A 25,340-nucleotide genomic window follows, 5' to 3' on the forward strand; every position below is an offset into this window, starting at 1 on the left:
TTTGGAGAAGCGCATCACTCAATTTAAAGTGATGCGCTTCTTTAGTTTGGCCTCTGCCTTAGAAAAGCCAAGAAGATTCCGTCTAATTTTGCGTAATAGCTATCCACAAATATAGAAATGAAAATATAAAGTTGTTAATCGTAAGTCTGATGGAAAACCAAGAACTGCCTGGTGATTGAAAGTCTATATGCTTAGGGTCTTCGACTTGGGATGATGATTTGTTCATTTTCGGATTGGACAGGATTCTATACAGATACAGCAACCAATCTTGTGGGCTGAAAAAAGGCGCCTTTATTAATGGATGCATTTTTTTGTATTCAACAAATGGCCATACTTTCGGTCTATTATTTTTTTTGAAGTAATACTCAAAGTGGATAGGCCAAACAATAGCAGACCGGCTGGAAAAGATAGGAGCATAATCGATCCTGATAAAATAATCAGAACGAGAGCATATAAAAGCGTATTGTGCATTAAAATCTCTTCCTTTCATAATCATCTTTTTTTCTTATCTTGTATTATAGGGGGAAAATATGAAAATAAATGGACGATACTATAAAAAATCGATTAAAAAACAATTTTGATATGTTGTAAAAAGGCGTTGCGGTTATTCGGTTAAGTAAAAGGGGCAAAGGAATGAGTCTTTGGAGGAAAGAGAAGGTTTTTGGCATCGGAGAAACGAAGAATAAAAAAGCGGAAAGTAAATGAAGGTTCCACATTGTATCTGTCAGTTTGAGAGAAGAAGATCGAATATACATGACAACTGTCATGGATGCTCTATGACATCTGTGTCTACACAATGGCGCTGTTATTCCTTATACTTTTGGTATTCCAAGAGGAAAGGATCGGACATCCTAAATGAACAAACAAAAACAGACTTTACTGCGCAAGCAGGTGCTTCCTTATGAATATTCAGAAACGTCGAAAAGCATAAAGCAACTATTCAATACATTCCTGCCATTTCTGTGCCTATGGGCATTCGCGTATATGAGCCTGCAGGTATCATACGCTTTAACCTTTATTTTTGCGGTCCTTGCGGCAGGTTTTTTGACAAGGATATTTATTATCTTTCATGATTGCTGCCACAATTCGTTCTTTAAAAACCGTAAAGCAAACCGTATACTCGGAACAATCACGGGGATTATGACTTTGTTCCCATTTAAGAAATGGCAACATAGCCATAATGTGCATCATGCAGGCAGCGGCAACCTTGATAAGCGGGGGATCGGTGATATCTGGATGATGACAATCAAGGAATATCAAGAGGCGAATATTTGGACGAAACTGCAATACCGCCTATATCGTAATCCATTGATTATGTTTGGTTTAGGGCCGATTTACGCATTCTTAATCCAAAATCGGTTCAACCGCAAAGGAGCCAAGATGAAGGAAAGATGGAATACGTATCTGATAAACATATGCATCGTTTTGATAGTGGCCTTTCTATGTTATGCACTTGGATGGCAGTCTTTTTTGCTGGTTCAGGGCACTATTTTTTATGTGTCAGGAGTAGCCGGAATATGGCTTTTTTATGTACAGCATACATTTGAAGATTCCTATTTCGAGGAAACAGGTGACTGGGAATACGTAAAAGCGGCTGTTGAGGGAAGCTCCTACTATAAGCTGCCAAAAGTGCTTCAATGGCTGACCGGCAATATCGGCTATCACCATGTGCACCATTTGAGCCCAAGGGTCCCTAACTACAAATTGGAGGATGTCCATAATCATACTGTTCCTCTTCAGCATGTACCTACCATTACATTGGCAACATCCTTGCAATCTCTTAAATTCCGATTATGGGATGAGGAGAATAAACAATTCGTTACCTTTAAAGAAATGAAGAAACCATCGAAATCCAACAAATCAATTGCTTAAAGAATATGTTCATGTACGGGAAGCCTTTCTGTTTAAGGAGGGCTTTCTATTATGTTGAAACGTTTAACGGTTAATGGAATCGGCTTCCATGGTATGATGGAGGGAGTAAACATCAAAAAATACTGCACCATGGAAATAGATAGACATCCAACAAAACAGTGGGGGTAAACTATGATTAAAAGGCACTTGGCTTTCCAGAAGAATAACGGCATTACCCCTTATATATGGACAATTCTTTGTATATTGCCATTTTATTTTATCTTCCAGTCTTCCTCTACAATCCACATTATTGTCGGCATCATTCTTACCGTTGTCTTTTTGGTATCTTTTCGGATTGCTTTGGCCGCGAAAGGATGGATCGTATATGTCTGGGCATTTTTTCTTATCGGGATCTCGGTCACAGCGACAAGTTTATTCAGCTATATGTATTTCGCATTCTTTTTAGCATATTATGTGGGTAATATTAAAGAACGGGTGGCATTTATCATCCTTTATTTCATGTTGCTCCTTTCTACCGCCGCTTCCATTAATATCAGCATTTTTCAGCATGATGAGGTCTTTCTTCATCAGCTTCCCTTTGTCATTATCGTTGCGATCTCCGTTATCCTGCTTCCCTTTAACATTCATAATCGTAAGGAGAGAGGACAGCTGGAAGAGAAGCTTGAAGATGCCAATAAACGAATCGCTGAACTGATTAAAATTGAAGAAAGGGAGAGAATTGCCCGTGATCTTCATGACACGCTTGGGCAAAAATTATCTTTGATTGGCTTAAAAAGCGACTTGGCCAGACGTTTGATTGCTACGAATCCAGTGCAGGCATCGAATGAACTCAAGGATGTGCAGCAGACGGCGCGGACAGCGCTGAATGAAGTAAGAAAAATAGTAGCCTCGATGAGGGGAATCCGTTTGAAGGATGAACTTGTACGCATTAAGCAGCTTTTGGATGCAGCTGAGATCTCTTGTGAGGATATAAGTGGTTTTAAGCATGTGAAACTATCGCCGCTTAAAGAAAATATCCTCAGCATGTGCTTGAAGGAAGCCATTAATAATGTCGTCAAGCATAGTGGAGCAAGCACCTGCATAGTGAAGCTGGAGCAAGATTGGAAGGACACGGTGCTTACTGTATCAGATAACGGCATCTATAAACGAGCAGCGGAATCGAAACTACGGGGACATGGAATGCTTGGCATGAAAGAAAGGCTGGAGTTCGTAAATGGTTCGCTGCAATTATTAACAGACAATGGAACGACATTGATTATAACGATTCCGACAGATGCCAAAATGGCCGAGAAGGAGGATGCACAATGATATCTATAGTCATAGCTGAAGATCAGCAGATGCTTCTGGGCGCATTCGGGTCCCTGCTAAATTTGGAAGCCGATATGGAAGTGGTAGGAAAAGCATCAAACGGGGAAGAGGCATTAAAGCTAGTCGAACAGCTGAAGCCGGATGTGTGCATAATGGATATTGAGATGCCCGGCAAAAGCGGGCTTGATGCAGCCGAAGAATTAAAAGGTTCGGCTTGCAAGATCATCATATTGACAACGTTTGCCCGTCGAGGCTATTTTCAGCGGGCATTAAAAGCAGGAGTCAGTGGTTATTTGCTGAAGGATAGCCCCAGTGAAGAATTGGCAAGCAGTATCAGAAGCATCATGGCCGGAAGGAAAATGTATGCCCCTGAACTTATGGATGATTTCTATGGGGAGGAAAATCCGCTCACCGATCGGGAAAAAGCGGTATTGGAATTAGTTTCCCGCGGTAAAAATACAAAAGAAATCGCCAATCAACTAAGCATTAAGACTGGGACTGTACGTAATTATATATCGGCTATTTTTGATAAACTCGAAGTAAAGAATCGGATAGAAGCAATCACGCGGTCAAAGGAAAAAGGTTGGTTTAAATAAGAAGTGTCTCCTTTTCCTTTTTTTACTTAAGCAAGAAGATGGGGTTATGGCAGAGGCAGGATTTATAATGGAAAGAGATACAGCATAATATACTGCAGCTAAATGAGGGAAGATAGATATGAATAGCAAAATTGGATTTATAGGATGCGGCAATATGGGAAGAGCCATGGTGGGCGCATTGTTAAATGGTGATCCAGCAGATCGGCCGGAATTGATTGTTTCTGTAAAAAGCGAGAAATCGAAAAAAGAGCTGGAAGAGAAATTCAAGATCCTTGTTACGCTTGATAATGAAGAAGTGGTAAAGTCTGCGAGCATCCTTTTTCTTGCGGTTACTCCAAATCTCTATGAAACGGTGATCAGCGAGATTGCTCCCTTTGTGACGGAAGATCATGTAATTGTCAGCATTGCAGCGGGCATCAGCATTGAACAGATGGAAAAATGGTTCAGTAAAAAAGTGAAAATTATGCAAAGCATGCCCAATACACCTGTCATGGCCAATGAAGGCATGAGCGCCATCTGTCCCAATGATCAGGTTACGGATGCAGAATTGTCGGAGGTTTGCTCCTTGTTCCGCATGTTCGGCCAATTTGAAGTGATCGGGGAAGAATTGTTTCCTGCTTTCATTGCAGTAGCAGGTTCATCTCCAGCCTATTTCTTCATGATGATTGAAGCGATGGCAGATGCAGCCGTCAAATTGGGAATGCCGCGTAAACTGGCCTATCGGGTTGCAGAACAAAGCATGCTTGGTTCTGCTAAACTGGCTATGGAGACAGAAGAGCATCCGGGTTCCCTGAAGGATGCTGTATGTTCGCCAGGAGGCGCGACCATTGACGCTGTGGTGGAATTGGAACGATTGGGCTTCCGCCATGCGGTGATGAGTGCCATGGACGTATGTGCCAAAAAATCGATCAATATGGATTGAAAAAAAACGGAACGAAACAGTTCCGCTTTTTTGGATCTCTTAGTTAGCCGGGCCGGTCCGAATATAAACGCCTTTTTGTGACTTTTCATATGCTTCTTTATTCATTTGAGCGACCTTCGCTGATAATCGAGAAGCTGGATATAAGTGCTGGCCGCACCGGACGGGCGGATCAATCAAGCGTATTTTTTTCTTTTGGTGAAACTGATAGTCTTGGTCATCCTCTATGATATCCGTTCTTTCCAATAGCTGTAGTTTGTTCTGAATATCAAGATCCCTGCTTTCTTTCAATATGGCGAGAATATCTTCATCCTCTTTTTCAAAATCTGTTATGGCTAGAATGCCTTTTCTAAGGGCAGCTCTTAATGTCCCTGCTAAGATTTCGTATCCGTAGACATTCAGGGGAGCCATAAAGAAATCGATGACTTCTTTATAATAGGTTTCGACGAACCACTCAGCTGCCGCAATGGATTTCAGACAGATTTGCCCATCGTTGACCATCACATTCTCCAGAAAAGCTATAGCTTCTTCACGTGTAATGACTCCATATCGGTACATATCCCGCAGTGTATAGTCGATGCGGTCTGCGCAAAGCAATGGCAAAGGCTGCTCAAGAAGGGGCCATTGGCTGTCATCCAGCAAAATAGCCTCTGCGTCGTAGCCAAAGTCCTTCAACAGGTCAACAATCCCCCATTGGTTAATAAATGAAGAAAAAATGCGTTCATGGTAGTCTTCCAGCGGATGATCCAGTGCCAGGTCCACCACGTGGGAAAAAGCGGTATGCGAGACGTCATGGAGCAATCCAGCGATTTGTTCCTCCAATGATCCCCCGAGCTTCCGGATCAGAAGCATAACGCCAATGGAATGCTCATAGCGGGTGACATTCCATTCAGGATTCACCAAATAGCTGGCTCCGCCTTGATGGATGCCCTTTAAGCGTTGGACTGCCTTGCTTTCTATCAAGCGCTGCAGCACCGGCTCGATTGTATATTCCCCGTAAAGCTCATCGTATATATTCATAGATTTTCCACCTTTTCTTGATTGCTGTAAGCATTTTAATCATTCCATTCAAAATAAACACTTTATAGCAAATGTTCTGGTATGTGATTAGAAAATGAAATAATTTTAAATGGAAAAGATATTTTGTATACTATTGCTACTTTTATATTACGATGAATTGTACTTAAACGATCTGGGCTTTAATCCCAGCTCCTTTTGTAATGCTACAAACAGGCAGGTCAGAGAGATTGTACCATTAGATATCTAAGATTCGTACAATATAAATAAAAAAGTAGGTGTGTAATCAATTGTTTTCTTGGAGGATAACCAAATATAACCCTAAAAACAGAGATGAAAGAGGTTGCTATCTTGATGACAAAGAATGGACTTGTTTTTCTGAGGTGGGGACTAATGTAAGTGAAGAAGATTATTTCAGAACAGAATCTAAATACATAAATGCAATCGCTGCTTTTATGGCTGAGACGAGTTTAAATAGACTTTATTTAAACAAATTAGAGATATGGTCTGAGGAGGCTATCAGCCAAAATGCTTCTAGTTTTTTGCAAAAGATGTGGGTGGGTAAAGCAGTTACTGTACAAGAAATGAGAGAGCTGGCAAAGTTAACATTACGCAATGTTATTTGGTGTAAATTAAGTTACAAAAAAGAGTTTTTTGTTCATTTCGGATATGATTATTACATGTACATTGGAGCAATGGAAGATTGTCCTAACTCTCGTAAAAAGGTTCACGGTACTGGCCTGTACGTTGAAAATTTTAATTCTCCTTATTGAAGAAAGAAAAAGCATAAGCCCCCTCTATTTCGAAAACATTGTTCCGAAATAGAGGGGGCTTAGTTCGTTCTTCGCCGTGTTTCCTATATCTTGAGAGAAACACTCCAGTTTGTACGTCCCTAAACGGTCACTTCCGCTTTTCTTGATCCAGCTGCAGCGCACAGCGACTAGCAAACTTCGCGTTTCTCTCTTCAATAAGTCAACATCGGTTCGTTCCTCGCCGTGTATCCTTTATTTTGAGAGAAACACTCCAGTTTGTACGGAGCTAAACGGAGGTCTTCCGCTTTTCTTTGTCTAGCTGCAGTGACCAGGGACTAGCAAACTTCGCCCTTTTCTCTACGATAAGTCAACATCAGCTCTCTACGTTCGCTGTGTATCCTTTATCTCGAGAAAAGGCCTCCAGTTTGTACGTTCCTAAACGGTCACTTCCGCTTTTCCTGATCCAGCTGCAGGGCACAGCGACTAGCAAACTTCGCGTTTCTCTCTTCAATAAGTCAACATCGGTTCGTTCCTCACCGTGTTTCCTTTATTTTGAGAGAAACACTCCAGTTTGTACGTCGCTAAACGTGCCCTTCCGCTTTTCTTGATCCAGCTGCAGACCTCCAGCTCCTAGCAAACTTCGCCCATTTCTTCTACGATAAGTCAACATCGGTTCGTCCCTCACCGTGTTTCCTATATCTCAAAGAAAGGTGCTCCAGTTTGTACGGAGCTAAACGGAGGTCTTCCGCTTTTCTTTGAGCATGCTGCCGGTTTTTGTGTATTGGATGTGCATGTTGAATGCTTTTGCTAGGTTATGTGGCGTTTGTCCGCCGGATGCAAGGGCATCGTTGTAATAGTCCCATAATTGTTCCCGGTACATCGGATGGGCGCAGTTTTCGATGATGAGCGGAACGCGTTCCCGAGGTGCGAGCCCACGCAAGTCAGCATATCCTTGTTCTGTAACGAGGACATCCACGTCGTGCTCTGTATGGTCGATGTGGGATGCGAACGGTACAATTGAAGAAATGTCACCGTTTTTGGCAGTCGATTTTGTAACAAAAATCCCCAGTCTGGCATTGCGTGCAAAGTCGCCTGATCCGCCGATGCCATTCATCATATTGACCCCGCATACATGTGTCGAGTTGACGTTTCCATATATATCCGCTTCAAGTGCTGTGTTGATGGAAATTAGTCCCAATCGTTTGATCAGCTCTGGCGAATTGGATATCTCTTGCGGGCGGAGCACTAGTTTATCCCTGTATGTATCAAAGGAAGAATACACTTTCTTCATCTTTTCTTCGGACAGTGTGATGGAACAGCCTGATGCGAAAGAGACCTTGCCGGCATCCATCAAATCGAACACGGCGTCTTGCAGGACTTCAGAATATATTTCTAAATCCTTGAACTCCGATGTAAGTAAACCATGTAGGACGGCGTTAGCTACTGTGCCTATTCCCGATTGCAGCGGAGCCAGTGACTCGGTCATTCGGCCTTCTTTTACTTCTTTTCTCAGAAAGTCGATTAGATGATCAGCCATTTGCTGTGTTTCCTCATCGGGAGGAATAACAGTGGAAGCTGAATCAGGCCAGTCGGTGAATACAATCCCTTTGATTTTCTTTGGATCGACAGAAATTCCAATTTCGCCGATACGGTCGGATACATGCTGCAGAGGAATAGGGGAGCGTTCTCCATATTTCTCAGGTACATAGACATCGTGGAGACCTTCTAATTGTTCAGAATGAGATAGATTGATTTCCAGAATGATATGATCAGCATATTGAGCAAAAATAGCATTATTGCCGACGGAAGTGGTAGGGATAATCAATCCCTCTTTTGTGATTGAAACCGCTTCCAAAATTGCATAATCCATAGAATGGCTCAATGTGTGTTGGCGAATCATTTCGCTTAATTGTGATAAGTGGATATCGACGAATTGCATTTCGCCTTTATTGATGCTTTTTCGCATAACTGGATCTGCTTGGAACGGCACTCGTTTTTGCACGATGCCCGCTTGTGCGAACAGCTTATCCACATCGGCGCCCAGCGAAGCACCTGTAAATATATTCACTTTAAATGGTTCATGTTCCGCTCGCTTTACAAGCGCATGAGGAATTGCTTTTGCATCCCCGGCCCGGGTAAAGCCGCTTAACCCCAATGTCATCCCATCTGTAATCCATGAGGCCGCTTCTTCAGATGTAACAATGCGATCAATTAATTGTTTATATTGTATTCGATCTTCTTTGTTTTTCATCAGACATCCCTCTTTAGTATAAATATATTGTTATTTTACCCTGTTATATTACAACGCTGGCTGAAATCGGCTATTATACAGAAAAAAGCGATCAAACAGTTTGCTTCAAGCATAAAGCAGCATTTTTTTAAAAAGATAACAGTTTTCTGAAGTAGCTGGAATAGGATTGGCTGACTGGAATTTTGTCGCCGTTGCTCATTGAAAGGATAAAGGTTGAATGCGAATCGGGATAAATTTCCTGGATCTGATGGACATTCACTATAAAAGAACGGTGGCAACGGATGAATGTATCAATCGGCAAAGAGAATTCAAATTCCTGCAGTGAATCTTTATGTGTGCCATTTCCTCTCTCCGAAAAGACATAGGTTCTCCGATTTTTGGCTTCCATATAGATTACTTGCGGAAAGGGAACCGGTATCCAGCCATCATTTTTTTTGATCGTAATAACCGATTTCCCAAGAATGGCAGCTGGATAGATGGCTGTGACGCATCCTTGGAGCATCTCATTTTTATAAAAAGGGATCGCTTGTCCTTTGTATGGAACGCCCAATACATCGCGGTTTATCACATCAGAGACTTTTTTTCCGCTGTTGAGTGCCTGATGGGTAATAGTGCCGGCTTTCACAGGATCGCCCGCTTTCAGTTTAAGGTCAATTCGTCGGCTTGGCCGGAAATACAGGTAGTGTTCTGTATCGGAGATGGCCAAGGAAACTTCGTGGGAGAATAATTCGCTCAATACTTCTAAAAAAGATTCAAAGTCTAAAGATTCCATTGTTTTACTTCCTCCAGATTGTCATGATGGTGCTTTCCCTTTTAAGTGTAGGGGTTTTTGAGCGAAAATTCTAATGAATTGACCATAGATTGATCGGATTAGTTACATGATAAAAAAAGAAGCTGCTGTCACAGCTTCTGTCTGTATGATTGTACAAATGAATAGCCTACTTGCAGACCATGATCTTTTATGCCGGGCATTTTACCTGTAAACAGATTTTTTCCGTTTACTTGGTCATACACAGCGATATACGCGCTGCTCTCGGCAGTAGGGTTATCCCCAGACGCCGAATAAAGCACGAATAGTTGATTGTTTTTTGTGAATAGATCTATTGCGTAAAAATAAGTTACTTCACTCGGCAAGGCGACTTTCAGTTCCTGCGCATCTTTTTGGGTTGCTGCCAGGTCTGCCACATGTAGCTTACCATCTTCCGACTGTAGATAAAGCCTGCCGTCTTTAAGGAAGATACTGTTTTGCAATTGGCCTGCTTCTATGTTTTTAGGAAGAGGCTTATAAGCCAGAGTCTTTTTGGCCGGATCTAGCAAAGCCAATGTTGCTTCTTTATCATTGGAAGCTGTCATGTAGAATGCATTTTGATCATGAACGATATTGGATAGGTTCACATAGGTGCCCTCACTAAGTGCGGCTTCCTCACTCATGACATGTTTAAGCGCAAGTGAATGGGCATCGATAGAATACAGCTTCACAAAGGATTTCTCGTTGATAGTGCTCGTTACTATATAATACAGCTGTCCGTTCAATTCCTGCAGTGCTTCATTCATGATTTGATCGTTGGATGCTATATCAGGCAGCGTCATTTCATTTTTGGTCACTTTACCGGTCTTTTTGTCTTCTCTGGCCAAATAAAGGATCGGATCTTGTGACCTGTACGAAAATAGTGGGTCGAAATAAGCAGTAATCCATTCTTTTTCTGACTCAAAGGAGTTGGCGTGAGCATTTTTTCTGTAGAGAGCCTTATGGTTTAAGACATCGGGTCCCACTCTGTATTTTTCATCGAATTCTATTTTGGAGAACATGGTTTTTCCGTGAGAAATAGTTACTTTTTCGAACTGGTTGGAATCTGTTTTCATGATGGTAGTGAGCTTGGCATCTGAAAGCTGATCCGGGTTGCCGGATACTGTTTTTATATGAAATGTACGGTTTGTCGGCTGCTGTTTGCCGGAAGCGACCGCAACTAGTATACCGAGCGACAGGGCGCTGATGAGGGAAACAGCAATGATTCGTTTGAATTTCATAATGGGCCTCCTTAAATTGATACTTTCTTTTTTAATAGGTAGAAACTGGCTAAAAAGCTTGCTGCCATGAAGACAATGACAAATGCCCAGTTAAGCTGCAGGCTTTCGGTCGTATACAGGTAACGTGTATTCATATAAATGAAAGCGGCAATACTGCCTCCGATGAAAACCAGTCCGCCGATGAAACCGACAATCCGTTTGCTACGATCCCATAGGACAAGGACGGACAGCATACAGAACATCATCATAAGAAACGCCGTCTTGAATAGGAGTGTGCTGACACTCACCGGCAATAGGAATGGTATAGTTTCAGAGTAGACAAGAAACGATTTAATCAAGTGATCCGCCACAGTACCTGATGGCAGAATGGCTTTCATCATAAACGTGCCAATATATAGATTAACCAGCACTACTCCATAAAAAGTGAAAAAGATAAGCAGGAAGACAAGTAGTTTTGAAAAGAAAATGCGAAGACGGCTGCCTTTAATGCTGAGTAAGAGATAAATTCGCTTTGTAGCACCGAACCATTCCTTATACCACAGATAAAAACCGGACAGGATAAGAATCAGGGCGATTATGAGTAAAAATAGAATAGGAAGCGGGTCATTATCCAAGATGGCCGTCAAAGAGTAGGGCTCGATACCATTCACAAAATCACGAAGCGTTGTTCCGCTTTCAGAGGCTTGGCGGACAAGCTCTTGATTGACACGCGATACCACTTTAAAGAAAAGGGCCTGGAAGCCGGCAGTGGCAATAATGAATATTCCGATTAAAAAAGGAATGACTTTACGTAAATCTGTTTCGACAAATGTTAAGAATTTCATGATTCATTCTCCTTACCCTCTGTAAATTTTGCGCATCTTTTCAACGATGCTATATCCTTCTTTTTCAGCTTCTTCTTTGGAGAAACTGCACAGCACTTTTCCTTCTTCTAAAAGAAAGACATGATCGGCAATCGTTTCAATCTCATCGATTTCATGCGTAGTGATGATGATTGTCTGGCCTTCAATCATGAATCTGCTCTTCAAGGATGCGATGAACTCTTCACGGGAAAAAATGTCGATGCCGCTGAACGGCTCATCCATCAGGACATAGGGCGCATTTTGGCTAAGTCCGACAATAATCGTGAAGCGGGCTAGATTTCCTTTGGACAATTCTTTCAACCGGCGATCTTGCGGAAGGTTGAAAAACGCCACCATTTCCCGCGCTTTGTCCATATTGAATGAATCATAGTAAATGTTGGCCATTTGTAAGTTTTCTTCGACTGTCCAATTCAAGTCATGGGTCGGTACATCAGCGAGAAAAGCAATTTTATCGATGTTTCTCTCATTCACCGGCTGTCCCTCCAGTAAAATCTGCCCTTTCGTAATGGGGATAAGCTTCATGATTGATTTCATGGTGGTGCTTTTACCAACACCATTTAAACCAAGCAGACAGCTGATTTTTCCTTTTTCAAATGTAATGTTGACATCATCCAGGATTGTTTTCTTTCCATATTTTTTAGTGACATTTCGCAGCTCAATCATCTTTATAGAACCTCCAATTCGTGTTTTGTAAGCAATTGGTTAATATGGTTCAGTATGATTGGTAAATCTTAATATCTGCAGTCGAGAAGTCTTAATTTTTTCTTAAGATGTTTATGTTTTACTTTTGGAAAAGGGGACGCAGAGATATTCATGATAAACTGGCTGTAACAACCGAGTGAATAGGGTAGAGCAAGGAGCGGCGATGGATAAAAAGAGAATGTGTAAATGTGGAAACCGATTGAAGATGACGGAAACAAGTCCGGTTTGGGTTTATTGCGAAGATCCTTATTGCGATTATGTGGTCATGTATGGTGATTGGCAGCTCGATACGATTTATAAGAGCTATAGTGAAAATAAATTCTGGAAAAGCGGTCCGAGGAAGGGTTGGTATCGGGGCAGTCCGATAGAGGTCCATATAACGGATATCAAAAGCAATTTTAAATGGAAACAGTGAGGAATTTTCCAAAGCAGGACAAGGAGTAGGTGTGGTGCTTTGCTTCTTTTTCTTGGCATTAATCCAAAAAGCCGTCCAGTTCAGATGTTGGACGGCTAAGTTTATTCTTTTAAGAAAGGGTGCTCCAGTTTGTACGGAGCTCAACGGAGGTCTTCCGCTTTTCTTTGATCCAGCTGCAGTGACCAGGGACTAGCAAACTTCGCTCTTTTCCCTACGATAAGTCAACATCGGTTCGTTCCTCACCGTGTTTCCTTTATCTCAGGAAAAGGGCTCCAGTTTGTACTGAACTGCTCCCTGTCAAGTAGACAGCCGAAATAACAAAAATGCTTTAAGCGGCTTGAGCCCTAAATTCTAATGGGCTTAAGCCGTTTAATCGTTTTTGAAAACGGTCATTATTATAAAAATCTATGTATTCATCAATCGCTTTTTGTAACGCTTCATACGTCTTATATGTATGTAGATAATATTTTTCACATTTTAATGTGCCCCAGAACGATTCCATGGGTCCGTTGTCGATGCATTTCCCTACCCGTGACATACTATGTGTTAATTTGGCTTTAGTGATGATTTCCTTGAACCCATGCGATGTGTATTGATAGCCACGATCACTATGAATCAAAGGCTTTTCTTCTTTTAACGATGAGATTGCTTGATTAAGTGTATCAAATACTAATGGGTTATTATTCGAATGGCTTAATACATAGCTGACAATGGAGCCGTCATAAAGGTCCAAAATGGCACTTAAATAAGCCTTTTGTGACTGGCCATACTTGAGTTCTGTCACGTCCGTTACCCATTTTTCATTCGGTTTGTCAGCTGTAAATTCCCGATTCAGCCTATTTTCAGCTAAGTGCTGGGCAGGCGAAGACACATACCGTTTTCGTTTTCGGCGGATGACCGACTTTAACCCCCTTATATTCATAAGGCGGTATATGCGTTTCACATTCACCTTTGGTTTGTTTTCAGCTTGGCGTTTCCGATTGATGTTTAAGGCTACTCGACGGTATCCATAAATGCCATTTACCTGTGTATAGATCGCTTGGATTTCTTCCAGGATTGAACGGTTTTCTGTCTCTCGTTTGGAAGGGGAACGCTGAAGCCATTTGTAATAAGCTGCGCGCGAAACGCCCGCAATATCACATAATAAAAGAATAGGGAGATGGTCTTTCTCGTGTAATTCTTGAATCGCTTGATAGTGGCTTTGGTGGCGAACCTTCGCTAACGACGCCTCCTTTCGATTTCCTCTAACTTTTTTAAGAATAGATTTTCTGCCCGCAAGCGTTCGTTTTCCTTTTCTAATCGTCTCATCTGTAATCTCATTTTTTCATCAGGTGTTAATTCAGCTTCGCTCTTTGTCCGACCGCGTTTATCTCTTAATCCTTCTTNAAGAAGAACTAAAACGCGCACTAGCCGCCTACAAAGGCACCGTCCTACTCGTCTCCCACGAACCAGACTTCTACCAAGACTGGGTAACAAAAACCTGGAACGTAGAACAATGGGCGAATGAATAAAGAAAAGCGGAAGACCTCCGTTTAGCTCCGTACAAACTGGAGTGTTTCTCTTCGAAATAAAGGAAACACGGTGAGGAACGAACCGATGTTGACTTATTGAAGAGAGAAACGCGAAGTTTGCTAGGAGCTGGAGGTCTGCAGCTGGATCGAGAAAAGCGGAAGTGACCGTTTAGGGACGTATGAACTGCTCCCTGTCAAGTAGACAGCCGAAATAACAAAAATGCTTTAAGCGGCTTGAGCCCTAAATTCTAATGGGCTTAAGCCGTTTAATCGTTTTTGAAAACGGTCATTATTATAAAAATCTATGTATTCATCAATCGCTTTTTGTAACGCTTCATACGTCTTATATGTATGTAGATAATATTTTTCACATTTTAATGTGCCCCAGAACGATTCCATGGGTCCGTTGTCGATGCATTTCCCTACCCGTGACATACTATGTGTTAATTTGGCTTTAGTGATGATTTCCTTGAACCCATGCGATGTGTATTGATAGCCACGATCACTATGAATCAAAGGCTTTTCTTCTTTTAACGATGAGATTGCTTGATTAAGTGTATCAAATACTAATGGGTTATTATTCGAATGGCTTAATACATAGCTGACAATGGAGCCGTCATAAAGGTCCAAAATGGCACTTAAATAAGCCTTTTGTGACTGGCCATACTTGAGTTCTGTCACGTCCGTTACCCATTTTTCATTCGGTTTGTCAGCTGTAAATTCCCGATTCAGCCTATTTTCAGCTAAGTGCTGGGCAGGCGAAGACACATACCGTTTTCGTTTTCGGCGGATGACCGACTTTAACCCCCTTATATTCATAAGGCGGTATATGCGTTTCACATTCACCTTTGGTTTGTTTTCAGCTTGGCGTTTCCGATTGATGTTTAAGGCTACTCGACGGTATCCATAAATGCCATTTACCTGTGTATAGATCGCTTGGATTTCTTCCAGGATTGAACGGTTTTCTGTCTCTCGTTTGGAAGGGGAACGCTGAAGCCATTTGTAATAAGCTGCGCGCGAAACGCCCGCAATCTCACATAATAAAAGAATAGGGAGATGGTCTTTCTCGTGTAATTCTTGAATCGCTTGATAGTGGCTTTGGTGGCGAACCTTCGCTAACGACGCCTCCTTTCGATTTCCTCTAACTTTTTTAAGAATAGATTTTCTGCCCGCAAGCGTTCGTTTTCCTTTTCTAATCGTCTCATCTGTAATCTCATTTTTTCATCAGGTGTTAATTCAGCTTCGCTCTTTGTCCGACCGCGTTTATCTCTTAATCCTTCTTCGCCCTCTTCTTCAAACTTCTTTGTCCAGCTATACACTTGGTAATAAGACACCTGATGGATTTCAGCTGTTAACTGATAGTCTTTCTGGTGGCTTAGACAATAAGAAACGATATCAAGTCGTTCCTGTAAGGTTGTTTTTCTTCCCTTAGTCATAGATTGGCTCATTCCTTTACCCGAATCTTTTAATTCACTATGACTAGTATACTGGTTAATCCATCTCCTTAAAACAGACTCACTGGTAATTCCATATTTAGCGATCACCTGGGTCAACGAATAGCCACCATCTAAATAGGTCTGTACGGCTGCCATTTTTAATTCTTTTGGATACTGGGTCCATGTAGTCGCTTCTCTAAGAGCTTCCTCTCCAAACGTTTCATATCTAATCTTCCACCGTTTAATGGTTTTGTGTGATACTTGGAATTGCCTACTCAGTTCACGTAAAGAAGTATGGCCTTGGCTTAATAGATCAAGAACCGTTAATTTCAATTCATATGGGTGCTTACTTCGTGCCATAAAAATACTCCCCTTAGCTAAACAGATTTAGTTTTTTTATCTGTCTACCTAATGGGGAGCATATCAGTACAAACTGGAGTACATTTCTTTGAGATAAAGGAAACACGGCGAGGTTACGAGCCGATGTTGACTTATCGTAGAAGAAAGGTGCGAAGTTTGCTAGTCCCTGGTCACTGCAGCTAGATCAAGAAAAGCGGAAACGGTCGTTTAGCTCCGTACAAACTGGAGCGTTTCTCTTTGAGAAAAAGTGAAACTTTGCTCAGTGGTTCTTCTGAGCATTAGTTGAACCATTCGGGTTTTAAGGGACAGTTAATCTTCTTGACCTATCTTTCCTTACTGTCCCTTAAAACGGGATAAAGGAAACACGGTGAGGTACGTACAAAAATAAATACCATACCCCCTCCACACTTTTCTTCATAGCACATATAGAACCCCCTTCCGGGAAACCGGAAGGGGGTTCTTGTGATTAAAACCTGCATTTATGTTTAATCAATAAATCTCCATACTGAGATATACACAAAAAATTTTTACTTCTTTAAGCCTATTTTTTTAAGCAAAATGATGAGTTCTTCCACTTGTTCTTCGCTCAGATCGCCAAATATGTCCTCGATCACTTCCGTGTGTTTCGGGAATACATCTTCCATGAATGCCCGCCCTTTTTCTGTGATGCTGGCGAAGATCACTCGACGGTCTGTAGGGCATGCTTTACGGACAACATATTCCTTTTTCTCCAGCTTGTCGACCACGTAGGTAATGGAGCTGCTCGCAAGCAGAATTTTCTTTCCTATATGCTGTATAGGCTGGTCACCCTTATGGTATAAAAGCTCCAATACGGAAAATTCTGTGGGGTTTAATCCATACTGGTTCATATCATTTTTTATTTTATCCTGGACTGTCTGAGATGAACGCATCATGACAATTAATGCTTTCAACGATAATTCTGTACGTTTCACGATGGTACACTCCTTTTTTCATATGCATCCACTTTAATTATCTCGAATATGAGATGATATTATTCTAAATAATTTTGCATGTCAATCGTTTTGGCCGCAAATCGCCTATAATCTAAAAGAGAGCGGTGATATTCCGCTCTCTTCACATATGTATCGCTATACTATTAAAGATTTTCGATAATGCCTTGGTAAATCATGCGCAACACATCCCCGCGGGAGATCACTCCAATCACCTTTTCGTTCTCATCGATTACCGGAATTTTCTTAAAGTGATGCTTAGAAATGGTTGCTACCACCTCATTTAAATCATCGTCCGGAGAAAGTGTTATGATTTTTCGGTTCGCGAGGATTGTCTCTACTGTTTCATTCATGCGTTCGGATACCGTTGTATCTAATTTCTTTTCCGGAATATATGTAATCATTGTAAAGAAATCATAAACAGATTGCTTCTGAGGCGCTAAGTGGCGAAGGATATCGCCATCACTGACCATTCCGACCAATGTCCCGTTGGCATCTACGACCGGCATGCCGCCTATTTTGCAATCAATCATTTTTTTCAGCAGGTCCTTTAGCGTCATATCGAGATGAGCGCAAACAACATCCTTGATCATAAAATCTTTGACAAACATCCTAATCACCCTCCTTACCTATAGTATACCCTTAATTATGATGCAGAGGCGCCCTAGTAACAAAACATTCAATTTCTTATTCCCTCGGGCTCCTCCACCTAAACTTCCCTGATTATTCCCGGCAAAAAGGAGTACATGAATCTCTAATGATCAAATCAGCCGGAATAATAATACGCTTGACTGGAGTAGCCGGGTTTTTAATCTGATCGATTAAGCAACCGGTTGCCTCATAACCAAGCTGGAAGATATGGATATCGACGGAAGTCAAAGCTGGCCGGGAATGCTCGGATAAGCTATGGTTATTGAATGATATGATGGATACATCGTCTGGCACTTGGATGCCACTTGCTTCAAGAAGGGAAATCATTTCATAGGCTGTCAAANTACGTCCCTAAACGGTCACTTCCGCTTTTCTACATAAAGTCAATGTTTTTTGTTTGTTCTAGTCTTACTTCTGTTTGCTTTGGTTTTGTTTGGCTGATGATGCGGCCGTTTTTGACGGAGTAGAGTACTTCTGCCTGTAGGCGCAGGGCGTGGTAGCCGTCTGTCGCGTTTAGGACGATGAAGTTGGCTGGATTGTTTTCTTGGATTCCGTATTGCTTCAGCTCAAGTGCTTTGGCACTGTTTTCGGTTACGAAGCGAAGGGAGTTTTTGATGTCGCTGTAACCCATCAATTGAGAAGCGTGCAGTCCCATATGCAGGACTTGAAGCATATTTCCATTTCCGATTGGGTACCATGGGTCCATAATGTCGTCATGGCCGAAGCAGACATTCAGGCCATTTTGGTCCAACTCTTTAACGCGTGTTAATCCGCGGCGTTTCGGATAGGTATCGAAGCGGCCTTGAAGGTGAATATTCACCAATGGATTAGCTACGAAATTCATTTTGGCCAAGCCCAGGACCCGCATCAATTTGTACGTATAGGCATCGTTATAAGATCCCATTGCTGTCGTATGGCTTGCTGTTACACGGCCCTGATAGTCGTTATGAATGGTTTCACGGGCAACCACTTCAAGGTGGCGTGATTGCTCATCATCAATTTCATCGCAGTGGATATCGATTGATTTGTCATATTTCATGGCAATCTTGAAGAGCTGGCGAATGGATTCAGCACCGTCATCACGCGTGAACTCGAAATGAGGAATGCCGCCCACGATATCAGCCCCCATTTTCATGGCTTCATCAAGCAATTCCAATCCGTTCGGGTAGGAAAGGATGCCTTCTTGAGGAAATGCCACAATTTGCAGGTCGATAAAGTCTTTCATTTCTTCTTTCACTTCAAGCATCGCTTCTAGTGCAATCAATGTCGGATCTGTTGTATCAACATGAGTCCGTACATGCCCGATTCCATTGGCAATCTGCCAGGAAAGAGCTTTTTTTGCACGGTCTTTCACATCCTGCTTCGTCAGTGATTCTTTTCTTTCTGACCAGCGCTGGATGCCTTCGAATAAAGTGCCGCTTTCATTCCAGCGCGGCTGTCCAGCAGTCAAGGTTGTGTCCAGGTGGATATGCGGTTCTACGAAAGGGGCGCATACCAGCTTTCCTTGCAGGTCTATTTTTTCAGCATGCTCAGCTGTCATAGTGCCCGCTTTTTTGATTTGCGAGAAAGTGCCATTTTCGATCAACAGATCCCAAAGGCCTTCGCGACCAAAAATGGAGGCATTAGCCAACATTTTCAAGTTCATAGCATTCTTCCTCCTCGATTTTCGTTGTTACTGCGTTTGTTTTCATGGCTTTCACGGCAATGAAGTAACTGATTCCCGTTACAAGCAGTGTATTGACCGGTGCAATGCCAGGAAGGCTCAAGCCGGCGATAATACCTGCACCCCATGCGATGATGGCGGGCATATGCATGTTTTTAATATCTGCTTGTTCATACTTGATGTACTTTCTCTTTTTGACAAAGAAGAAATCGACGATAATGATGGCACCGACTGCCGGCAATGTAGAACCAAGGAATGTAAGCCAGCTGACGAAGTTGTTGTATAGCCAAGAAGCTAGCAATGTTCCGAGTGCCCCATTGATCATAACCATCACTACTTTTGGCTTCTTGAAAATGGTTGCGAAGCCTAATCCAGAGGCGTATAAAGCATTGTCGTTTGTTGTCCAGATGTTTAAACCTAAAACCAGGATCGCAGGGATCATCAAGCCTTGCGAGAACATGACATCGGAAATATCGTTATGCCCTGTGGCAATTGTACCAATGGCACCAAAAAGGAACATCAGCGTGTTGCCAAGGAAAAAGGCAATGACTGTGGTAATCACGGCATGTTTGCCGGATTTAGCAAAGCGAGCGAAGTCTGGTGTTACCGTACCGCCGCTGATGAATGATCCTACCGTAATGGTTAAAGCGGCAGCGATTGTCAAGGTAGAGTCAGGTGTGTAAGCAAGCAATGCATCCAAACCGCCCATGTCTTGTACCGCCATTGTCGCGCTCGTGCTGCCCAATACGGCAATAGCTGGCACAGCAACCATACTTAGTATGGTCAAAGCTTTCATTCCTAAATACGCTGTCATTGTCATGATGATACCGAAGACGATAATCAATGCGAATGTAGGGATGCCGGTCATTTTATTTACAGGGTAAGCAAACATGCCGACGCCTACGCCGAACCAGCCTACCTGTGTTGCACAAACCATAAAGGAACTGATATATGAACCTTTTTTACCAAAAGAATATTGTGCCAGTAGATGAGTGGATAATCCTGTTTTTGCTGCAATATAACTTAAAGATCCGGTGAATGCGCCCAAGATGACATTACCGATGAGAATAATCCCAATCAGTTGGGCAAAAGTCATTCCCTCTCCTAGAGATCCGCCTGCCCACATGCTTGCTGAGAAGAACGTAAAGCCCAGCATAACGGCCATCATTTTCAGGAAACTATTGCGCTTTCCTGGTGGAACGGGTGAAAATGAGTAATCTTTATCTTGTAGTTGCATGAATAATTCCTCCCAAGTTTTTTAAGCTTGGTGAGCCTGCCTAACGTTCATTGCTGCATCTGCATTTTGGCTTTCAGACATAAAAAAACACTTATCGCAGTGACAAGTGGTGTATATGCCGGAATGCAGCCGCCCTTAATGAACGTTTGCTTATTCCAAACAGAATATCGCCCACCTTGTCAGCCTCACGGGACTGTACTTAAAGGTTATTTTTAAAACTAAAGTTATATTAGCAAACTACTTTTGAAGAATCTAATGGTAATTGATGTAAAATGGTTTAGTGGCCGAGTATGAATAGTGGAACTCCGCTTTTTGCAGATGGAAAGTTGAATTGTTATTGGCAATGTTGAAGCTAAGAAAACCTGTTTGCCGGGCTTTCCCGTACCGACATGCTTATTTACCTGTTTTCCATGTTATAATGTAGGTAATCTATTAAGATGTTCGTTAAAAAGCTCTCTCACGCCTGAATCGAACCAAAAGAGAGGCTTCATTTCTAAGGAAAATAGGAAGAGCTTCACTTGCTTTAAGAGAAGTGCGGCAGATTGGATTGAAACTTGCGCTGGCTTCGAATACGTGGGAATAGTCAGTCTTTAAGCGTAACTGTTTCATTTATGTTCCATAAGAAATATAATACGAGAAGTGCGTCTGTTAAAATGATCGAAACGTCAAAGCAGGTATGCCCCGCTTAAAGGCCGGAAGATTTCCTTTCGAAAGGAAATGAGAATGTTGGGGTCCACTATATTTAATAGATAAAGGAAACAAAGGTACAGGAGGAAAAAAGGATAATGAATTTGGATGCAATGGATGAATACACATTAGAATCAATGCTAAGTTCCCTTAACATGGAGCAACTGAAGACAATCCGTCGCAATCTTGCGCTGAAAAATATGAGTTCTTTGAGAAAGAAGGAATTGGTCGTCGCTTTGGCGGAAAATATCCCGTTAACCGTCGAAGGAAGATCGCAGTTAATGGATGTCGATCAATATTCAGCAATCCTTCAAATTATGACCAAAAGCGGACTGATTGAAATCAGCCAATTAGCTTTGGAAGATGTCTTTTACTTAAGCAGCTTAGGGTATGTTCACCCAATCACGAAGGATGGCAAACAAATGCTTGTTATGCCAAAAGAAGTGACAGAGCAGTTTTATAAACTAGATCCTGCCAAGTTGAAAGAGAAAGTGAATGCAAACCAAAAAGTGACTAATTTGCTGTTCGCTATGGCAAGAAGCTACGGTATGGTCGAAATGGATACCCTGAAAGCAATGATCGAGCGCTGCACAGGGGAAGAAATCGATGTTGCCTGGCTGACATTGTATATCGAACATCTATCTGAGTATTATAATGCATTCAAGCTGGAAGATGGTTTCTTCATCAGCGACCAGGTGCAGGATAAAGATAAATTATGGAGCCAGCTTGAGCAAAGGGCAGAACTGCCTTACTATGCAATGACACAGGATGATATGTTCAAGATGAATCGCCATGAAATGATTGAGCATACAGCCCAGGTTCAGGAGCTACAATCTTATATCCGCAGCCATTATGAGCTAGAGCCTGGTTTAGTGGAAGAACTAATGCAAGATGCGTTGGTGAGAATCCAGAACGACGAACCTCTTAGTGAGGTTGTTGGCATTTTTGGCCAATATATGGAATTCCCTTCAAGCGATGATGTTCAGACATTTGCTGCCTATTTGATTAATGTCATGAATCATACCCGTCTATGGGTATTAAAAGGACATGCTCCAATCGAATTGTCCCCAGCTAAACCAGCCAATAAACCGCATGTGAAAAGCAGCGGCAAAAAAATTGGAAGAAACGAACCATGCCCTTGTGGCAGCGGCAAAAAATATAAGAAATGCTGTGGCAAATAAAAAAGCCTGTTATCTAAATTGTTTTTTAGGATAGACCAAGTCCAAGCGGCTTGGTCTATTTTTTTTACCGGAATATCTATGTTTTGGTTTGCAGAAAATAAAAGCAAAGGAGATTAGCGTATTGCGAATTCCCCTATGCCATCTATGATGAAAAAAAGGACATAACACTGAAAGAGACGATAAAACAACTCATTTCAAAGAAAAAACAGCGAAGCCTATTTCTAGCGAATCGCTGTTTTTTTATGCATCCTTATTCATCGTCTTCTACATAAGGTTCTTGTTCATACCCTTTCAGATCACCGAATGAAGTCATGATTCCTTCTTCATCAAGCAGGTCTTCTAGCTGTTCTAGTTCACTTGTTGGATAGACGGCAATGTTTTTCCCGTTGATATCGTTGCCTATACAGTTTTCGATATCTTCCACATAGCCGATATGTTCATCGGAGTTGATATACATTTGATCATAATGTTCCTTCGGATCGAAGAAATCGGAAGGAGTGTCAGAGTTGCCCCATTTAGCCACTGACTGCCAAGAATCCTCGGCATCAAACCCGACTGTTTCTTCCGTATGGCGCTTGCCGAAGGGCGGCAGAACTTCTTCTTCAATCGGACGGTCCTCGCTCACTTGCTGATGCAGGCTATGCTCGGTACAAGTTAAGGTATGCGGGATGGCCTCTAATCTTTCAAACGGTATATCTGCACCGCATACTTTGCATCTGCCATAGGCCCCATCCTGAAGGGCTTTTAGTGCTTCATTTGTTTCCTGCAGCAGGTTTTCCGTGTTTTCATTTAAAGCGATATCCTTTCCGCGTTCGTACAATTCGGTGGCTGTATCGGCTGGATGATTGTCGTAAGTGGATATTTCCCCAACGGAGTCGCGAAGACTTTCACTTAGGCCAAAATGGTCATTTATGTGCAAGGTCTGCTCGAGCGATTTTTTTTGTTCTGCCAATTGAAGTGCCAGGGACTGCAGTTGCTGTGATGAGAGCATATCAAAACAAATCCTTTCCTAGGTTCTAGCTAGGAATAGTGTCAGCCAATACAAGAAAAAATATGTACAAAAAAGCGTTTTTATCCCATTCTAACGTAGGACTCACAAAGAAGCAGGAAGGGAAGATCAAGCGCCAGTAAGAATCCGAGTGTTAACGAATAATCAGTGGGGGATGGATGAAAACCTCCCCACCGAGTATTCGTTTCATCTTTATTCAATCATGCCCATTTCCCTTGCAACAATTTCATATGAATGTAGTCGTGCGTCATGGTCATAGACAGAAGTAGTGATAATCATTTCGTCCGCTTCGGTTTCTTCCATGAAGCGGTGTATTTTCTCTTTGATTGTAGACGGACTGCCAACAATCGATGACCCGATCCGCTGTTGAAGGGCTTCTTTCTCATAGGGATTCCAGATGGCGTCCATATTTTCGACAGGAGGATCCAAAGGCCCTGGTTGATTGCGCAACAGCTTCAGGAATTGCTGTTGCATGGACGTGGCGAGATATGCAGCCTGTTGGTCCGTATCCGCAGCCACAACATTCATTCCAACCATGGCGTAAGGTTTATCCAAAACATTCGAAGGCTTAAAGCTTCGACGGTACAAGTCGAGGGCAGGCAGTGTGTTCTCAGGGGCAAAGTGGCTTGCGAATGAGAACGGCAACCCTAGCTGGCCGGCAAGCTGGGCACTAAAGCCACTGGAGCCAAGAAGCCATACAGGGATCTTCAATCCTTCCCCCGGATAGGCATGAACACGTTTTGGCTCTGTTTGCAGAGAAGGATCGAAATAACCGCGAAGCTCAGCCACTTGTTCAGGGAAATCGTGGCCATCGCTCCGGCTGCCTCTCCGCAAGGCAAAGGCGGTCAATTGATCTGTGCCTGGCGCACGGCCCAAGCCTAAATCAATCCGGCCGGGATGAAGCGCTTCGAGTGTTCCAAATTGCTCAGCAATAACTAACGGAGCATGATTGGGCAGCATGATGCCGCCTGATCCGACGCGGATTGAATGGGTACCGGCAGCTACATGGCCAATCAGGACAGATGTCGCTGAAGAAGCAATGCCGGGCATGTTATGGTGTTCTGCCAACCAAAATCGGTTGTATCCCCATTTTTCTGCATGACGGGCAAGGTCGAGTGTATGTTTAAGCGATTGGGTTGCATCGCCGCCTTTGACAATCGGCGATAAATCCAATATGGAATATTTCCTACTCATTTATTTCAACTTCTTTCTGTAAAAGAATAATCATTCCTATGTTAGGAGAGATAGTTCTATTTTACCAACGAATGTCCAAGGAATATAACAATCCGCTTATGAGGCCTGTTAGCTCTTTCCATTGACCCTCGCTCCTGTTATCCATACAATAAAAATGTTTGTTCGTATATTCAGAAAGGTAAAAGAATAATAAAATCGGCGGTTGCCGTGTAAATAAAGTGAAAATTTGATCGATAGAAAGGGTCTATTCATCCCCATCGATCATGAAAGGGGAAGTGAATTGAAGAAAAAAATTCTTTTTGTTTGTGGCTGGATCAGTTTTGGTCTTGGATTAATCGGTATACCAATGCCGATTTTGCCGACTACGCCTTTCTTATTGCTTGCTGCTTGGCTTTTTTCCCAGAGTTCTGATAAGTGGAATGTCTGGCTGAAATCAACCAAGGTTTATAAACGATATGTAGTAGCTTTTCAGGAACAGGGAGGAGTAACAGTGAGGGCGAAGGCGGAAATGCTCCTGATTACGTATGCATTGATGCTCATTTCCTGGCTGTTTGTTTCAAACCCTTATATTCGGTTGATGTTGATAGGCATAGCTGTTATGGAACTGCTTGTAGTTATCAAACTTCCCAGTGTTTCTAAGGATAAAGCTATAACCAAAAGAGAGAAAGCTTAATAAGTCTTCATCTTATATTGAAAACCGGTCCCCTGCAGGAGACC

General features: G+C 42.3%; 23 protein-coding genes and 1 pseudogene. 9 read left to right on the forward strand and 15 right to left on the reverse strand.

From position 1 onward, the window contains the following. The first annotated feature begins 855 nt into the window (after window positions 1-855). The 4 genes from BN1765_RS03925 to proC all read left to right on the forward strand — a co-directional run bounded on the left by BN1765_RS03925 (window position 856) and on the right by proC (window position 4,698). Window positions 856-1,872 carry a Delta(5) desaturase DesA gene (locus BN1765_RS03925; protein WP_050613938.1) on the forward strand — a complete coding sequence of 339 codons (1,017 nt, stop codon included), beginning with the start codon at window positions 856-858 and terminating at the stop codon, window positions 1,870-1,872. A 171-nt stretch (window positions 1,873-2,043) separates the two neighbouring features. Then, complete coding sequence (locus tag BN1765_RS03930) at window positions 2,044-3,180, forward strand: sensor histidine kinase (RefSeq protein WP_050613939.1); 1,137 nt, start codon at window positions 2,044-2,046, stop codon at window positions 3,178-3,180. After that, window positions 3,177-3,776 carry a response regulator transcription factor gene (locus tag BN1765_RS03935; RefSeq protein ID WP_050613940.1) on the forward strand — a complete coding sequence of 200 codons (600 nt, stop codon included), beginning with the start codon at window positions 3,177-3,179 and terminating at the stop codon, window positions 3,774-3,776. The genes BN1765_RS03930 and BN1765_RS03935 overlap by 4 nt, the downstream gene beginning before the upstream one ends. A 118-nt stretch (window positions 3,777-3,894) precedes the next feature. After that, on the forward strand, window positions 3,895-4,698 hold the full coding sequence (proC, locus tag BN1765_RS03940; RefSeq protein WP_050613941.1) for a pyrroline-5-carboxylate reductase: 804 nt from the start codon (window positions 3,895-3,897) through the stop codon (window positions 4,696-4,698). A 39-nt stretch (window positions 4,699-4,737) separates the two neighbouring features. Here the strand turns inward: proC and BN1765_RS03945 are convergent, their stop codons facing one another. Further along, window positions 4,738-5,715: an HD domain-containing protein gene (locus BN1765_RS03945; protein ID WP_050613942.1), complete on the reverse strand. Its 978-nt coding sequence runs from the start codon at window positions 5,713-5,715 to the stop codon at window positions 4,738-4,740. A gap of 287 nt (window positions 5,716-6,002) precedes the next feature. Here BN1765_RS03945 and BN1765_RS03950 point away from each other — a divergent pair, with 287 nt between their 5' ends. Beyond that, window positions 6,003-6,485 carry a hypothetical protein gene (locus BN1765_RS03950; protein WP_050613943.1) on the forward strand — a complete coding sequence of 161 codons (483 nt, stop codon included), beginning with the start codon at window positions 6,003-6,005 and terminating at the stop codon, window positions 6,483-6,485. A gap of 709 nt (window positions 6,486-7,194) precedes the next feature. Here BN1765_RS03950 and BN1765_RS03955 read toward each other — a convergent pair. The 5 genes from BN1765_RS03955 to BN1765_RS03975 form a co-directional block, all read right to left on the reverse strand. Then, entirely contained in the window at window positions 7,195-8,715 is a 1,521-nt protein-coding gene (locus BN1765_RS03955; protein ID WP_050613944.1) for an acetyl-CoA hydrolase/transferase family protein, read from the reverse strand. A gap of 127 nt (window positions 8,716-8,842) precedes the next feature. Beyond that, complete coding sequence (locus BN1765_RS03960) at window positions 8,843-9,487, reverse strand: LytTR family DNA-binding domain-containing protein (protein ID WP_050613945.1); 645 nt, start codon at window positions 9,485-9,487, stop codon at window positions 8,843-8,845. Window positions 9,488-9,615: 128 nt separating this feature from the next. Continuing rightward, a complete protein-coding gene (locus tag BN1765_RS03965) occupies window positions 9,616-10,743 on the reverse strand; it encodes a hypothetical protein (protein ID WP_050613946.1) in 1,128 nt (375 codons plus the stop codon). 11 nt (window positions 10,744-10,754) lie between these two features. Then, entirely contained in the window at window positions 10,755-11,567 is an 813-nt protein-coding gene (locus BN1765_RS03970) for a hypothetical protein (protein WP_050613947.1), read from the reverse strand. Between the two features lie 12 nt (window positions 11,568-11,579). Continuing rightward, the gene (locus tag BN1765_RS03975; protein ID WP_050613948.1) at window positions 11,580-12,269 is read right to left on the reverse strand and encodes an ABC transporter ATP-binding protein; all 690 of its coding nucleotides are present in this window, start codon (window positions 12,267-12,269) and stop codon (window positions 11,580-11,582) included. A 202-nt stretch (window positions 12,270-12,471) separates the two neighbouring features. Between BN1765_RS03975 and BN1765_RS03980 the strand changes: the two genes are divergently transcribed. After that, window positions 12,472-12,723, forward strand: coding sequence for a hypothetical protein (locus tag BN1765_RS03980; RefSeq protein WP_050613949.1), 252 nt, complete (start codon window positions 12,472-12,474; stop codon window positions 12,721-12,723). A gap of 328 nt (window positions 12,724-13,051) precedes the next feature. Here the strand turns inward: BN1765_RS03980 and BN1765_RS19945 are convergent, their stop codons facing one another. Beyond that, complete coding sequence (locus BN1765_RS19945; protein ID WP_147554144.1) at window positions 13,052-14,038, reverse strand: IS3 family transposase; 987 nt, start codon at window positions 14,036-14,038, stop codon at window positions 13,052-13,054. 73 nt (window positions 14,039-14,111) lie between these two features. Here BN1765_RS19945 and BN1765_RS20705 point away from each other — a divergent pair. Continuing rightward, window positions 14,112-14,234 (forward strand): annotated as a pseudogene (locus BN1765_RS20705) (hypothetical protein); the annotation flags it as partial. Window positions 14,235-14,459: 225 nt separating this feature from the next. On the opposite strand, the gene BN1765_RS19750 reads toward BN1765_RS20705, so the two are convergent. The 6 genes from BN1765_RS19750 to codB form a co-directional block, all read right to left on the reverse strand. Beyond that, window positions 14,460-16,030, reverse strand: a protein-coding gene (locus BN1765_RS19750) for an IS3 family transposase (protein ID WP_147554145.1) whose coding sequence is annotated in 2 segments (ribosomal slippage) — window positions 14,460-15,388 and window positions 15,388-16,030 — 1,572 coding nt in all. Because the reading frame shifts where the segments join, the coding sequence is not laid out codon by codon here. A gap of 527 nt (window positions 16,031-16,557) precedes the next feature. Then, window positions 16,558-16,944, reverse strand: coding sequence for a MarR family winged helix-turn-helix transcriptional regulator (locus tag BN1765_RS04000; protein ID WP_050616637.1), 387 nt, complete (start codon window positions 16,942-16,944; stop codon window positions 16,558-16,560). Window positions 16,945-17,147: 203 nt separating this feature from the next. Continuing rightward, window positions 17,148-17,612: a CBS domain-containing protein gene (locus BN1765_RS04005; protein ID WP_050613405.1), complete on the reverse strand. Its 465-nt coding sequence runs from the start codon at window positions 17,610-17,612 to the stop codon at window positions 17,148-17,150. A 112-nt stretch (window positions 17,613-17,724) separates the two neighbouring features. After that, window positions 17,725-17,994: a substrate-binding domain-containing protein gene (locus tag BN1765_RS04010; RefSeq protein ID WP_050613951.1), complete on the reverse strand. Its 270-nt coding sequence runs from the start codon at window positions 17,992-17,994 to the stop codon at window positions 17,725-17,727. A gap of 31 nt (window positions 17,995-18,025) precedes the next feature. Continuing rightward, window positions 18,026-19,297 carry a cytosine deaminase gene (gene codA / locus BN1765_RS04015; RefSeq protein WP_187119419.1) on the reverse strand — a complete coding sequence of 424 codons (1,272 nt, stop codon included), beginning with the start codon at window positions 19,295-19,297 and terminating at the stop codon, window positions 18,026-18,028. Further along, window positions 19,275-20,552 carry a cytosine permease gene (gene codB, locus BN1765_RS04020; RefSeq protein ID WP_050613952.1) on the reverse strand — a complete coding sequence of 426 codons (1,278 nt, stop codon included), beginning with the start codon at window positions 20,550-20,552 and terminating at the stop codon, window positions 19,275-19,277. The genes codA and codB overlap by 23 nt, the downstream gene beginning before the upstream one ends. A 785-nt stretch (window positions 20,553-21,337) precedes the next feature. On the opposite strand from codB, the gene BN1765_RS04025 reads away from it, so the two are divergent. Continuing rightward, on the forward strand, window positions 21,338-22,420 hold the full coding sequence (locus BN1765_RS04025; protein ID WP_050613953.1) for a YecA family protein: 1,083 nt from the start codon (window positions 21,338-21,340) through the stop codon (window positions 22,418-22,420). A 250-nt stretch (window positions 22,421-22,670) separates the two neighbouring features. Here the strand turns inward: BN1765_RS04025 and BN1765_RS04030 are convergent, their stop codons facing one another. Both BN1765_RS04030 and BN1765_RS04035 read right to left on the reverse strand, forming a co-directional pair. After that, a complete protein-coding gene (locus tag BN1765_RS04030) occupies window positions 22,671-23,411 on the reverse strand; it encodes a TraR/DksA C4-type zinc finger protein (RefSeq protein WP_050613954.1) in 741 nt (246 codons plus the stop codon). A 210-nt stretch (window positions 23,412-23,621) separates the two neighbouring features. Further along, window positions 23,622-24,623, reverse strand: coding sequence for an LLM class flavin-dependent oxidoreductase (locus tag BN1765_RS04035; protein ID WP_050613955.1), 1,002 nt, complete (start codon window positions 24,621-24,623; stop codon window positions 23,622-23,624). Between the two features lie 280 nt (window positions 24,624-24,903). Between BN1765_RS04035 and BN1765_RS04040 the strand changes: the two genes are divergently transcribed. Then, entirely contained in the window at window positions 24,904-25,296 is a 393-nt protein-coding gene (locus BN1765_RS04040) for a YbaN family protein (RefSeq protein ID WP_050613956.1), read from the forward strand. Window positions 25,297-25,340: the final 44 nt, after the last annotated feature.

Source organism: Bacillus testis (assembly GCF_001243895.1).
Taxonomy (GTDB): domain Bacteria; phylum Bacillota; class Bacilli; order Bacillales; family DSM-1321; genus Bacillus_AD; species Bacillus_AD testis.